General features: G+C 59.3%; 10 protein-coding genes and 1 pseudogene. 3 read left to right on the top strand and 8 right to left on the bottom strand.

From position 1 onward, the window contains the following. Positions 1-860: 860 nt before the first annotated feature. The 3 genes from KBY08_RS26005 to KBY08_RS26015 all read right to left on the bottom strand — a co-directional run bounded on the left by KBY08_RS26005 (position 861) and on the right by KBY08_RS26015 (position 2,269). Positions 861-1,079, bottom strand: a complete 219-nt coding sequence (locus KBY08_RS26005; protein WP_024659505.1) for a DUF1289 domain-containing protein — start codon at positions 1,077-1,079, stop codon at positions 861-863. Further along, positions 1,079-1,603, bottom strand: coding sequence for a gamma carbonic anhydrase family protein (locus KBY08_RS26010; protein WP_024642800.1), 525 nt, complete (start codon positions 1,601-1,603; stop codon positions 1,079-1,081). Before KBY08_RS26010 ends, KBY08_RS26005 begins: the two co-directional genes overlap by 1 nt. A gap of 69 nt (positions 1,604-1,672) precedes the next feature. Then, positions 1,673-2,269, bottom strand: coding sequence for a CoA pyrophosphatase (locus KBY08_RS26015; RefSeq protein ID WP_004406418.1), 597 nt, complete (start codon positions 2,267-2,269; stop codon positions 1,673-1,675). Between the two features lie 150 nt (positions 2,270-2,419). On the opposite strand from KBY08_RS26015, the gene KBY08_RS26020 reads away from it, so the two are divergent. Then, positions 2,420-2,971, top strand: coding sequence for an NUDIX hydrolase (locus KBY08_RS26020; protein ID WP_003421963.1), 552 nt, complete (start codon positions 2,420-2,422; stop codon positions 2,969-2,971). A gap of 202 nt (positions 2,972-3,173) precedes the next feature. Next, positions 3,174-3,596: pseudogene (locus KBY08_RS26025) on the top strand (L,D-transpeptidase family protein); the annotation flags it as partial. A 121-nt stretch (positions 3,597-3,717) separates the two neighbouring features. Here the strand turns inward: KBY08_RS26025 and KBY08_RS26030 are convergent. Both KBY08_RS26030 and purL read right to left on the bottom strand, forming a co-directional pair. Next, positions 3,718-4,029, bottom strand: a complete 312-nt coding sequence (locus KBY08_RS26030; RefSeq protein WP_024642802.1) for a YqfO family protein — start codon at positions 4,027-4,029, stop codon at positions 3,718-3,720. Positions 4,030-4,034: 5 nt separating this feature from the next. Beyond that, positions 4,035-7,931, bottom strand: coding sequence for a phosphoribosylformylglycinamidine synthase (purL, locus tag KBY08_RS26035; RefSeq protein ID WP_004406423.1), 3,897 nt, complete (start codon positions 7,929-7,931; stop codon positions 4,035-4,037). Between the two features lie 213 nt (positions 7,932-8,144). Here purL and mltF point away from each other — a divergent pair, with 213 nt between their 5' ends. Next, entirely contained in the window at positions 8,145-9,641 is a 1,497-nt protein-coding gene (gene mltF, locus KBY08_RS26040) for a membrane-bound lytic murein transglycosylase MltF (RefSeq protein ID WP_011266923.1), read from the top strand. On the opposite strand, the gene tadA is transcribed toward mltF, so the two are convergent. The 3 genes from tadA to KBY08_RS26055 all read right to left on the bottom strand — a co-directional run bounded on the left by tadA (position 9,638) and on the right by KBY08_RS26055 (position 13,673). Further along, positions 9,638-10,147, bottom strand: coding sequence for a tRNA adenosine(34) deaminase TadA (tadA, locus tag KBY08_RS26045; protein WP_011266922.1), 510 nt, complete (start codon positions 10,145-10,147; stop codon positions 9,638-9,640). The two genes, mltF and tadA, sit on opposite strands and share 4 nt — an antisense overlap. Further along, complete coding sequence (locus tag KBY08_RS26050; protein WP_058399018.1) at positions 10,147-11,520, bottom strand: multicopper oxidase family protein; 1,374 nt, start codon at positions 11,518-11,520, stop codon at positions 10,147-10,149. The genes tadA and KBY08_RS26050 overlap by 1 nt, the downstream gene beginning before the upstream one ends. A 176-nt stretch (positions 11,521-11,696) precedes the next feature. After that, positions 11,697-13,673: a tetratricopeptide repeat protein gene (locus KBY08_RS26055; RefSeq protein WP_024659501.1), complete on the bottom strand. Its 1,977-nt coding sequence runs from the start codon at positions 13,671-13,673 to the stop codon at positions 11,697-11,699. Positions 13,674-13,815: the final 142 nt, after the last annotated feature.

Genomic DNA, 13,815 nt, shown 5'->3' on the forward strand with positions numbered 1-13,815 from the left:
GTTCGCGAAAGCGCTATTCCTGACGCAGGAAATGCATCGACTGCACCGCCCTCTTCGCTAACAAGTTCGCTCCTACAAAAGCTCGCGGATGCCCCCTGTAGGAGCGAACTTGTTCGCGAAAGCGCTATTCCTGACGCAGAAAATGCATCGACTGCACCGCCCTCTTCGCGAACAAGTTCGCTCCTACAAAAGCTCGCGGATGCCCCCTGTAGGAGCGAACTTGTTCGCGAAAGCGCTATTCCTGACGCAGGAAATGCATCGACTGCACCACCCTCTTCGCGAACAAGTTCGCTCCTACAAAAGCTCGCGGATAACCTGTAGGAGCGAACTTGTTCGCGAAAGCATTATTTCTGACGCAGGAAATGCATCGACTGTACCGCCCTCTTCGCGAACAAGTTCGCTCCTACAAAAGCTCGCGGATAACCTGTAGGAGCGAACTTGTTCGCGAAAGCGCTATTCCTGACGCAGGAAATGCATCGACTGCACCGCCCCCTTCGCGAACAAGTTCGCTCCTACAAAAGCTCGCGGATAACCTGTAGGAGCGAACTTGTTCGCGAAAGCGCTATTCCTGACGCAGGAAATGCATCGACTGCACCGCCCTCTTCGCTAACAAGTTCGCTCCTACAAAAGCTCGCGGATACCCCCTGTAGGAGCGAACTTGTTCGCGAAAGTGCTATTCCTGACGCAGGAAATGCATAGACTGCACCGCCCCCTTCGCGAACAAGTTCGCTCCTACAAAAGCTCGCGGATAACCTGTAGGAGCGAACTTGTTCGCGAAAGCGCTATTCCTGACGCAGGAAATGCATCGACTGCACCGCCCCCTTCGCGAACTTGTTCGCGGCTACAAGGCCATCGGAACATCAGCGTGCCTCGCCCACTGTCCACATCAGGCCGCTGGCTCTGGCGCGCTCGTCGCACAAGCCGAGCACCACGCGGCGCTCGTCGTTGCTCATGCGGCTCCAGCGGGTGATCTCGGTGACGGTTCGCTGGCAACCGGTGCAGATATCCTGCTCATCCAGTGCACAAATACTCACACACGGGGAACGGACCGGTTTTTCGATCGGGGTATCAGTGTTCATCAATCTTCCTGCACTACCAGGTCACGGGCGTAACGCTGGGCATTGTGTACGTAATGGGCTGCGCTGGCTTCCAGCATCTTCTTCTGCACATCGGTGAGCTCGCGCACCACTTTACCCGGCGATCCCATGACCAGCGAGCCATCAGGAATGACCTTGTTTTCTCCGATCAGCGAATTGGCGCCGATGATGCAGTACTTCCCGATCTTCGCCCCGTTGAGGATGACCGCATTGATGCCGATCAGGCTGTAATCGTCAACGCTGCAGCCATGCAGCATGGCGTTGTGGCCGATGGTCACGCCCTTGCCGATACTCAGCGGCGACCCCATGTCGGTGTGCATCACCGTACCGTCCTGCACATTGCTGTTTTCACCGATGTGAATCAGCTCGTTGTCGCCACGCAATACCGCGTTGAACCACACACTCGCACCCGCCTCGAGCCTGACATTGCCGATCAGCGTTGCATTGGGAGCCACCCAGCTCTGAGGATCGGTCTGGACACGGGATTCTCCCAGGCGAAATTTCATGCAGCCTCCTCGGGCGGGTCGTACTCATGGGGACGAACTATAAACAGTGACGCTTCAGATATCGGTGGCTCAGATTGTCGACCGTTCGGGCGGATGATGCAGGCTGATCCTGGTGTCGTACAGCACATTGACCAGCTCGACGATCATGATCGCGGTAAGCCCCCAGATCTTGTACTCGCCATAACGGTAACTGGGCACGTACCAGCTGCGGCCTTCGTAATCGATACGGTGCGTGTGCTCGCGCGTGTCCTGACGAAAGAACTCCAGCGGCACGCTGAAGACTGCAGCGATCTCGGCGTCATTGGGCTGGTATTCGACGAAGTCAGGTATCACCCCTACATAAGGTGTGACCTTGATGCCGTGCTTGGAGATCAGCGGACTTAACGGCCCGATCACCTCGACCAGCCCGGGAGGCAGGCCGATCTCCTCCTCGGCTTCGCGCAGCGCAGTGAAAATCAGATCGGGGTCGCCCGGGTCGCGACGGCCACCCGGAAACGCCACTTCACCGCCATGCGTCGACAGGCCACTGGCGCGCAGGGTCAGAATCAGCTCGGGTTGCTCGCTGCGGGTAATCGGCACCAGAACAGCCGCCTCGGGGAACTTTCGATCCGAGTCGAGGGTTTCTGGCGTGTGACTGACTACACGGCGAAGTAGCTCATCCAGCATGGGAAATCTCGATCTGTTGCCTGTCTGGCATCATGCACCAAAGCAACGCTGCGCCCAAGCCCTTGCAGGACAACTCCTGTCACACAGAGGGTTGCCGAGCCGCCGCACGACAGGCCAAGATAGCGACTGCGTTCACTATCGACTGATCCCATGAAATTTTGCAGCCAGTGCGGCAACCCTGTTATCCAGCGCATTCCCGAAGGCGACAGCCGTTTGCGCTATGTCTGCGAGCATTGCCACACCGTTCATTACCAGAACCCGAACATCGTGGCGGGCTGTCTGGTGACGCTGGGCGGCAAAGTGCTGCTGTGCCGCAGGGCGATAGAGCCGCGCCTGGGTTTCTGGACGTTGCCGGCCGGCTTCATGGAGAACGGCGAAACCATCGAACAGGCTGCACGGCGCGAAACCATGGAGGAAGCGTGCGCCACTCTGAGCGAACTGCATCTGTACACCTTGATCGACGTACCGCATATCAATCAGGTGCATGTGTTCTATCGTGGGGAGATGGCGAATGAGGCATTCGCCGCAGGCATCGAGAGCCTGGAAGTGCAGTTATTCGACGAAGCAGACATTCCGTGGTCGGACCTGGCTTTCATGACGGTCGGGCGTACCCTAGAATACTTCTTTGCGGATCGGCGTCGGCAGGCCTACCCGGTTCATACCAGCGCCCTTCCCCCGTCACGTCCGTTGCTGGACACCTGAACGCCAGGGTCGCACACAACATCGGCGCTTTTGTCAAAGAAGTATCTTCAGGGAAATCGTAATGCGCTGGTTGCTCGCACTCTTTTGCATGTCGTTCATGCCGCTTTCGCAGGCCGCGTTTACTCAAACCATCGTGCCCAAGGGCAGCGAACAGAAAATCATCAATAACAAGGTCATCAATACCGAGAGTATCGCCAGCAAGCCGATCGACAAGGTGCTGGTGCTCAAGTCAGCGCGCCAATTGCAGCTGATCAGCGGTGGCGAGGCTTTGAAGACCTACCGAATCTCGCTGGGCAAGAACCCCAAGGGCACCAAGCTGCAGGAAGGCGACCAACGCACGCCGGAGGGTTTCTACTGGATCGACTGGCGTAAACCCAGCAATAACTACAACCTGTCGATGCACATTTCCTACCCGAATGTTTCGGACTCGGCACGCGCACGTTCCGAGGGCGTGAAACCGGGCAGCATGATCATGCTGCATGGCACACCGGTGGATGAAGAGTATCCGGAATGGTATTTCCACACGCTGGACTGGACCAACGGCTGCATTGCGCTGAAGAACAACGACATGCGCGAGATATGGGATCTGGTGAAAGACGGGACGATGATCGAAATTCGACCTTAATGTGCGGCGTTGCGCATTCGCGAGCAATGCTCGCTCCCACGAGACTCAAGATGATTATCGTCCCCACGCTCCAGCGTGGGGACGCATTTCCGGACGCTCTGCGTCCAGCTTTGGAGGCGATTTAGAACTCTGCCAGCCGCCATACTTCGTAAGCAGGCGTTTCGTAGGGATGGCTCTGCTTGAGCGCCATAACTACTTGCTGAATCAGCTCGTCCGCGACGACCAGCTCGACCTTCCACTCTTGCACCGACTCGACCACACCGCTCTGCCCGATAAATGGCTGACTGCCATCCAGCGGGCGGAACTGGCCCTGGCCGAGCACTTGCCACGCGCAGTGATCGTAAGCGCCGATTCGCCCTGCACCAGCAGCGAATACGGCGTTCTTGACCTCGTCCACATGGCTCGGTGGAACAAAGAAGGCGAGCTTGTACACGCGCCTTAGTTAACCCAGGCCCGCGCGTTGCGGAACATGCGCATCCACGCACCGTCCTCGTTCCAGTCCTCGGGACGCCATGAGTTCTGCACAGCACGGAATACACGCTCCGGGTGCGGCATCATGATGGTCACACGACCGTCGAGGGTGGTCATGCCGCCAATACCGCGTGGCGAGCCGTTCGGGTTGGCCGGGTAGGCTTCAGTGACCTTGCCGTGGTTGTCGACAAAGCGCAGTGCAACGGTGCCAGAAACGTCCGCTTCAAGCAGTGCATCGTCATTGCGGAACTCCGCGTGCCCTTCGCCATGCGCGATGGCGATTGGCATGCGCGAACCGGCCATACCCTGCAGGAAGATCGAAGCCGACTCCTGAACCTGAACCATGGCCACGCGCGCTTCGAACTGCTCGGAGCGGTTACGCACGAAATGCGGCCAGAACTCGCTGCCCGGAATCAGCTCGTGCAGGTTGGACAGCATCTGGCAACCGTTGCAGACGCCGAGCGTGAAGCTGTCGGAACGCTCGAAGAAGCCCTGGAACGCATCACGCGCGCGACTGTTGAACAATGCCGACTTGGCCCAGCCTTCACCGGCACCCAATACGTCACCGTAGGAGAAGCCACCGCAGGCGACCATACCCTTGAAGTCGTTCAGGTCGACACGACCGGCCAGGATATCGCTCATGTGCACATCGATTGCGTTGAAACCGGCACGATCAAAGGCTGCCGCCATCTCGACCTGACCGTTGACACCCTGCTCGCGCAGAACGGCAACCTGAGGACGCACGCCCGTCTTGATGTACGGCGCGGCGATATCGTCGTTGACGTCGAAGCCCAGCTTGACGGTCAGGCCCGGGTTGTCTTCTTCCAGCAGCGCATCGAATTCCTGATCCGCGCATTCGGCGTTGTCACGCAGGCGCTGGATCTGATAGCTGGTCTCGGCCCACTGGCGTTGCAGCAGACGGCGCTGGCCACTGAATACCGGCTCGCCATGGAAGCTGATCGACACTTCATCGTTGTTGATCGGCTGACCGATCACTGCCACGCAGTCTTCCAGACCGGCCGCGCTGAATTGCGCCAGCACCAGTGGAGTAGCGTCCTGACGGACCTGGATGACCGCGCCCAGCTCTTCGTTGAAGAGGATCGCGCTCAGTTCGGAGACGTTGTCCGCCACACCGTCGAGGTGCAGGTTCAGACCGCAGTGACCGGCGAAAGCCATTTCCAGCGTGCTGACCAGCAGACCACCGTCGGAACGGTCGTGATAGGAGAGGATATGACCGTCGGAATTGAGGCCCTGAATCACGGCGAAGAAGGCCTTGAGGTCTTCCGCGTCGTCGACGTCCGGAGCGACGCGGCCGAGCTTGCCGTGAGTCTGCGCAAGAATCGAGGCGCCCATGCGGTTCTGGCCACGCCCCAGATCGATCAGGATCAGGTCGGTGATGCCCTTGTCCATGCGCAGCTCGGGCGTCAGGGTCTGACGGATGTCGACCACTGGCGCAAAGCCCGTCACGATCAAAGACAGCGGCGAGGTCACGCTCTTTTCGGTGCCCTCGTCGCTCCAGCGGGTCTTCATGGACATCGAGTCCTTACCCACTGGAATGGTGATCCCCAGTTCCGGACACAGCTCCATGCCGACCGCTTTCACGGTGTCATAAAGACGCGCGTCTTCTCCAGGGTGGCCGGCAGCCGACATCCAGTTGGCCGACAGCTTGATGTCAGAAAGCTTTTCAATACGCGAGGCCGCGATGTTGGTCAGCGTTTCGCCGATTGCCATACGGCCCGACGCCGGAGCATCCAGCAACGCCAGCGGAGTACGCTCGCCCATCGCCATGGCTTCGCCGGTGTTGACGTCGAAGCTGGTGGCGGTGACGGCGCAGTCAGCCACAGGCACCTGCCATGGACCGACCATCTGATCGCGAGCGACCAGACCGGTAATGCTGCGGTCACCTATGGTGATCAGGAAGCTTTTGCTGGCGACGGCCGGGTGGCGCAATACGCGCTGCACGCTTTCTTCGATGTCCAGTGTGCTCGGGTCGAAATCATCGCCGATCTCTTCTTCGCGTGCGACCGAACGGTGCATGCGCGGCGCCTTGCCCAGCAGGACTTCCAGCGGCATGTCTACCGGACTGTTACCGAAATGGCTGTCGGTGACGGTCAGTTGCGGCTCTGCAGTGGCTTCGCCGACAACCGCGAACGGGCAGCGCTCACGCTCGCAGATAGCCTTGAAACGCTCGAAGTCTTCAACGCCCACGGCCAGCACGTAACGTTCTTGGGATTCGTTGCTCCAGATTTCCAGCGGGGCCATGCCCGGCTCGTCATTGGGTACGTTACGCAGTTCGAAACGGCCACCGCGATCGCCATCGTTGACCAGTTCGGGGAAGGCGTTGGACAGCCCACCGGCACCGACATCATGGATGAAGCTGATCGGGTTACGGTCGCCCAGCTGCCAGCAGCGGTCGATGACTTCCTGGCAACGACGCTCCATCTCGGGGTTTTCACGCTGAACCGAAGCGAAATCCAGGTCTGCGGAGCTGGTGCCGGTCGCCATCGAGGAAGCCGCGCCGCCACCCAGGCCGATCAGCATCGCCGGGCCACCCAGTACGATCAGCTTGGAACCCACGGTGATCTCGCCCTTCTGGACGTGATCTTCGCGGATATTGCCCATACCGCCCGCGAGCATGATCGGCTTGTGGTAGCCACGAACCTCGTCACCGTGCGGCGTGGTGATGGACTGCTCGAAGGTACGGAAATAGCCGGTCAGCGCCGGGCGACCGAACTCGTTGTTGAACGCCGCGCCACCCAGCGGGCCTTCAATCATGATGTCCAGCGCCGTCACGATGCGCTCGGGCTTGCCGTACGGCACTTCCCAGGGCTGCACGAAACCGGGAATCTGCAGGTTGGAGACGGTGAAACCGGTCAGCCCGGCCTTGGGCTTGGCACCGCGACCGGTTGCACCTTCGTCGCGAATCTCGCCGCCGGAGCCGGTCGCTGCACCAGGAAACGGTGCAATGGCGGTCGGGTGGTTGTGGGTCTCGACCTTCATCAGAATGTGCACCGGCTCCTGAACCGCGCCGTACTGACGGGTTTCAGGGTCCGGGAAGAAGCGACCGGCGACGTTGCCGACGATCACCGAAGCGTTATCCTTGTAAGCGGACAGCACGCCTTCGCTGTGCATCTGGTAGGTATTCTTGATCATGCCGAACAGGCTTTTTTCCTGGCTCTGGCCGTCGATGTCCCAACTGGCGTTGAAAATCTTGTGGCGGCAGTGCTCGGAGTTCGCCTGGGCAAACATCATCAGCTCGATGTCGTGCGGGTTGCGCCCCAGACCGTTGAAGCTAGTGATCAGGTAATCGATTTCATCTTCGGCGAGGGCCAGGCCCAGCTCGACGTTGGCTTTTTCCAGGGCCGCGCGGCCGCCACCCAGAATGTCCACGGCGGTCAGCGGCTTGGGCTGAGCGTGGCTGAACAGGTTGGCAGCCTGCTCGAGGTCGCCCAGGACCAGTTGCGTCATGCGGTCGTGCAGGCTGTCGGCGATTGCCTGAGCCTCGGTCTCGCTGAACTGGCCTTCTACATAGAAGGCAATCCCGCGCTCGAGGCGCTGGATTTTGCTCAGGCCGCAATTGCGAGCGATGTCGCTGGCCTTGCTCGACCAGGGTGAAATGGTGCCAAAACGCGGCAACACCAGAAACAGACGGCCGCTCGGCTCTTGAACCGGCACGCTGGGGCCGTATTTCAAGAGACGGTCGAGAACCTGCTGTTCTTCGCTGGTCAGAACGTCGTTGACGTCAGCGAAGTGGGCGAATTCGGCGTACAAGCCACTGACAGCTGAAACTTTTTGTTTCAGTTGTTCTAGTAATTTGCTGTGGCGGAAAGCAGAAAGGGCAGGAGCACCGCGCAGGATCAACATCTTCGGGACAGCCTCGAGAAGGGGGTGTGCTTTGAGGCCGCGTATTCTAGCCTAAACCGGGCATTTGATCACCCAAAACGGCGGCATCCGCTGCGCCCGAATGTCGCCCCAGGCAAAAAAACTCCGGAAATGCCGGTAAAAGCCAGTCGCCTATCAGACGCAAGCTTCACTGTCGAGATATGGCGCCCGGTGCGCTTTGCGTATACTGCACCGATGTTCTTCAAACCAGATTTCCGCCCACGTTGCGCCAAATGGCTCATCGCAACCGGACTCTTCCTGATGCTCGGCGCCTGTGTGGAAAAACCCACCACACTGGAGCGAGTCAAGGAGGACGGCGTACTGCGGGTGATCACCCGCAACAGCCCGGCGACTTATTTCCAGGATCGCAACGGTGAAACCGGCTTCGAATACGAGCTGGTCAAGCGCTTTGCCGATGATCTGGGCGTCGAACTGAAGATAGAAACAGCTGACAATCTTGACGATCTTTTCGACCAGATGAACAAACCGGGCGGTCCGGTACTCGGTGCCGCCGGCCTGATTGAAACGCCACTGCGCAAGCAACAGGCGCGTTTCTCGCACTCTTATCTGGAAGTCACCCCTCAGGTGGTCTATCGCAACGGCCAGTCGCGACCGACCGATCCCGGCGATCTGGTGGGCAAACGCATCGTGGTGCTCAAAGGCAGCGCGCATGCCGAGCAACTGGCGGCGCTCAAGGCGCAGAATCCCGGCATTCAATATGAAGAATCGGACGCGGTCGAGGTCGTTGATCTCCTGCGCATGGTCGACGAAGGCCAGATCGACCTTACCCTGGTCGACTCCAATGAGCTGGCAATGAACCAGGTCTACTTCCCCAATGTACGCGTAGCCTTTGACCTGGGCGAAGCCCGTGCACAGCGCTGGGCCGTCGCGCCGGGTGAAGACAACAGCCTGCTCAACGAAATCAACGCCTACCTCGACAAGGTCGAAAAGAACGGCACCCTGCAACGTCTGAAGGACCGTTACTACGGCCACGTCGACGTACTCGGCTATGTCGGTGCCTATACCTTTGCCCAGCACCTTCAGGAACGCCTGCCCAAATACGAGAAGCACTTCCAGACATCGGCCAAGAAAGAACAGGTCGACTGGAGACTGCTGGCCGCCATCGGCTATCAGGAATCGATGTGGCAACCGACCGTGACCTCGAAAACCGGCGTGCGCGGCCTGATGATGCTCACCCAGAACACCGCGCAAGCCATGGGCGTGTCCAACAGGCTGGATGCGCGCCAGAGCATTCAGGGCGGGGCAAAGTACTTTGCCTACATAAAGGATCAGCTGGACGATTCGATTAAAGAGCCGGATCGCACATGGCTCGCTCTCGCTTCCTACAACATTGGCAGCGGTCACCTTGAAGATGCGCGCAAATTGGCCCAGAACGAGGGGCTGAATCCTGATAAATGGCTCGACGTAAAAAAAATGCTGCCGCGTCTGGCACAGAAGAAGTGGTACAGCAAAACGCGTTACGGCTACGCCCGAGGCGGTGAGCCGGTGCATTTCGTGGCCAACATTCGCCGTTATTACGACATTCTGACCTGGGTGACGCAGCCCCAGCTTGAAGGCAGTCAGGTCGCCGATGGCAACCTGCATGTTCCTGGCGTCGACAAGACCCAACCGCCCGTCCCGCCAGCCTCTCCCGTCCCCTCGTCCAGCAGCACGGACGAATCTCCGCTCTAAACGTTGCCCTGGCCTTTGTCAGCGTCCTTGGCTGCCCGGCGCATTCTGAAAAACTCGCTCAGCATCGTCCCGCACTCCTCGCCCAGCACCCCGCCTTCGAACAGTACGCGGTGATTGAGAAATGCCTGACTGAAAAACTGCCCCTGGCTCTGCACGATGCCCGCCTTGGGTTCGAGCGCCCCGTAGACCACACGCGCCACCCGTGAGTGCACGATCAGCCCCGCGCACATGCTGCACGGCTCCAGCGTCACGTAGAGCGTGCTGCCCGGCAGGCGATAATTGTCCAGCGCCTTGGCGGCGTCACGAATCGCGACCATTTCGGCATGCGCGCTCGGGTCGCTGCCGCTGATCGGGCAGTTGTAACCACGACCGATGATCTCGCCGTTCTGCACCACCACTGCCCCGACAGGCACCTCGCCCAGCAGTGCGCCTTGCGCGGCCAGTGCCAGCGCCTCGCGCATGAAATCCTGATCCTTGCTGCGGTCGATGATCTGCGGTTGCCGCATCATGCCACCTCGATGGCGGCCATCAGGCCGGTTTCCATGTGATCGATAACGTGGCAATGGAACATCCATACACCGGGGTTATCCGCCACCAGCGCCACTCGCGCCCGTTCGTTACGGCCCAGCAAAAAGGTGTCGGTGAAGTACGGGATGATCTTGCGCCGATTGGAGGCGATTACCTTGAAACTCATGCCGTGCAAGTGAATCGGGTGCTGATACTGAGTCATGTTCTTCAACTCGAAGATATAGCTCTTGCCCAGCTTCAACCTGGCGATAGGCCGATCGGCGCAGGTCTTGTCGGTAATGTCCCACGCTTCGCCGTTGATCTGCCACAGGCTGGGCGGTTTGCCATTGTCGGTGTTGACCGACATCGAGCCCACCCACTCGAAGTTGAAATTGATCTTTTCGGCGTTAGCCATATCAGGCTCGGCCACCGGATTGGCCGGCAGCTCGGGCGGCCACTTGCCGGGCGCGTCGTTATTGGCGACCGAGCGGAACGTCCCCAGGCGCACCGGACCGTTACGCAGCGAGATTTCCTCGCCTGCCGGCGGGGCCTTGATCGCCAGACAGATGCGCATGCCCGGCCCCAGCCAGTATTCGTCGCCGAAGGGACGCGGTTTGACCGGGTTGCCATCCAGCGCATAGATCTGCGCCTCGGCGTCCGGCAGATTGAGTCGATAGGTCACGGTATTGTCGAGATTGAGCAAGCGCACGCGAGTGATCTGCCCGGCAGGCAACTCAATCACCGCCTGCGGAATACCGTTCAGCGTTGAAAGCCGCCCCGCCGTGCCCTCCCGTGCCGCTTCACGCAACACACTGAACTCGGTAAAGGCGCCCTGCTCGTCCACGTGCCAGCTTTTCAGGCTGACCGTGCGCTCATAGGCAAAACCGGTCGGCTCGCGTTCTTCGACAATCAGCGGCCCGACCAGCCCGCGGCCCAGCTCTTCGCTGCTGCTGACGTGCGGGTGATACCAGTAGCTACCCGCGTCCGGCACACGGAATTTGTAATCGAAGTATTCACCCGGCTTGACCGGCAACTGCGACACGTACGGCACGCCATCCATCTCCAGCGGCAACCTAATGCCATGCCAATGAATGGTCGTCTCGACCGGCAACTGATTGATGAAGCGCAGCCGCAGCCACTCACCCTGCCGCACGCGCAGCTCCGTACCCGGCGCAGAACCGCCAAAGGCCCAGGCTGGCGTCTTGTGGCCCGCCACCAGTTCCACATCCAGCGGAGCGGCGATCAGCACGAAGTCCGATCCCGCTTCAGACTCGCGACGCCCCATCCAGTAACGCGAAGCACCACCCGCGCCAAGGCCGACTACGGCCAGACCGGCGATGCCTGTAAGGATTTGACGACGGGTAAAGGACATGAACGGCGCAACCTCGAAAACGACGACTGAGCGCATCTGCGAGCAAATGCGAGGGGCGAATACGATACACCTGCATTTGGGGAAAGATAAGGGTGGATACCACGAACTGAAGTCGAGGCGTAAAAAAGCCGGGCAAGGCAGTGACGCCCGCTCCGGCTTTTTGCATCGATCAACCGCTATGCCTGGCTCACCCGCTCCAGCCATTCGATATAGGCCGGCTCTACATCAGGCGGTAGATTGGCGCGGTAATCCTCCAGCTCTGCCTGCATGCCGAACACTTTCCATACCAACGGTGCAAGGCGCCATGCCGGGCTGTTTGCCCGCTCCAGTTCGCTCAGCACTTGCAGGCTTCGTTGCTTGTGCTCGACCACTGTCTCCGACTTGTAACCGAACGCCTTTCCCAGCCCGGAGATGTACATCAGTTTTGCGGTCTCCATCTCAGGCCACTGGAGCGCCATATTCAGAGGCCACTCGAGCATGGCCCGCTCACCCCACATTGATGACTTGGGCAAATGGTCGTTCGCAAGCAACGTCAGCATGAATGATTGGCCCAACTGGGTCAGATACACCGGCAGTACTTCGGCGGTGGGCTGCTGGTAAAAAACATCCAGTGGCTGCTCGCGCTTGAGTCCGATACCGACCAGCAAGCGCTGTTGAAGATCAAGTACCAGCGCACCAAGTTCTGCCTTGCCTGCACTACCGCTTTCAACGGTTTGCCGGGTGCGAGTCGCACAATTCCATAGGCTCAGTGAAATCCGCCACTGGGCCTGATCGCCCTCACCCGAACAACCCACTTCGCCCGTCACGAAATACTTCGTCGTTGGCGGGACGATATCGAACAGTGTGTTGCCGTCGACCTCAACCCCCGATACAACCGGCCCCGCACCCTCCGCGACCTGAACATAGCAATTGGCTACATAGTCATGCCAATAGTGAAGCGACTCCGCCAGGTAAAGAGGAATGGCACGCGTATAGCGCCCGACATCATCTTCGCGCTGCGATTCGGCAGGCTCTGCTTTCTCCATGATTTTGGACAGGGCGAAGAAACCGATTTCTGGCGCACCTTCCGGTTTTTGCGCGAAGAGCCAGTCAGCATTGCGCAAACCGTAGTGCCAGACCGGCTTGTTCAGCGCCAAGGTATTGATCGTCACGCTGGCAGGGTCAATCGGAATGCCTTTGTCCTCCTGCCTGCGCACGTCCTCGAAAGCATGCGCAAACTGGTCAAGGTGACTTTTGATTGGCGCAAAGCCGAGTGCATACAAGCGAGTAAGCAACGCTTCGCCTTCATCCACCCTGCCAAGCTCCTGATAGGCACGCAGCAAGTTGAGACCTGCCGTCGAATCATGTTTGTGCTCATCATAAGCAGGCCCGACAAGCTCAATGATCAGCGGGATGTGGCCATTGTTGCCCAAGTCGCCCGATATCATCTGCAAGGCACTGCGGTCGAAATGACCTCCTGCCAGTACCTCCTCATACAACACACGCGCCTGCGCGACGTTCTGCTGCTGCAGGTAATGCCGCGCCATCCACAACTGCGCACGCCAACTGCCCGGCAACGCCGCTACAGTGCGTAGAGCATCGAGATAGGCGGCCTCACCACCCCGCTCCTGCTGAATGCTCAGCCACCACAACAGGCCGTTTTCCTGATTCGGATCGGCTTCAACCGCCTGCCAAAGCGTCGCCTCTGCACCTGATTGCTCACCACGCTCGGCAAACACCTTGGCCAGATTGGTCAGGATGATTCCCGACACGCCGACTTTAGCCAGCCCTTCGCGTAGCGAGGCCTCTGCTGCATCGAGCCGCGCGTTATGCATCAGCACGATGCCATTCACCACATGGCTGCGCTCGGGATTAGCGTCGATCTCGACCAGTCGTTCGGCGGCAGACATCAGGTCAGTCGCAAATCCATCGTTCAGCCCCGAAACGATTAGGTTGTAGAGCTCGTCAGCATCACCCCACTGCTGTTTCAGATTGGGCAGGAACACCTTCTCGCGCCACTCGCTCCGAGTGATCTTTATCTCGCGTCCGTAACTGTCGTAGGCAGTGATTAACTCGCCGTCGTGAGCTTCTGGCGGCGTTGTATCAGCAGGCGAGTTATCTGTTGAAGCTTGAGATTTCTTGCCGCTGAGGGCGGACAGAATGCGTTTGAACATAAATGGAGTCGCCGCGGTTTGGGGTTAGTGGGCAAGTGGCTTCAGGTCATAATGACCTTGCCCCTGAAAAACGTATCCCTTGCCAGGTGCCTCAATAGCCGCAAGGATACGACATGACTAAGCCCAAGACAGATCGCGTTAA

Source organism: Pseudomonas sp. P135, assembly GCF_020312125.1.
Lineage (GTDB): Bacteria > Pseudomonadota > Gammaproteobacteria > Pseudomonadales > Pseudomonadaceae > Aquipseudomonas > Aquipseudomonas fragariae.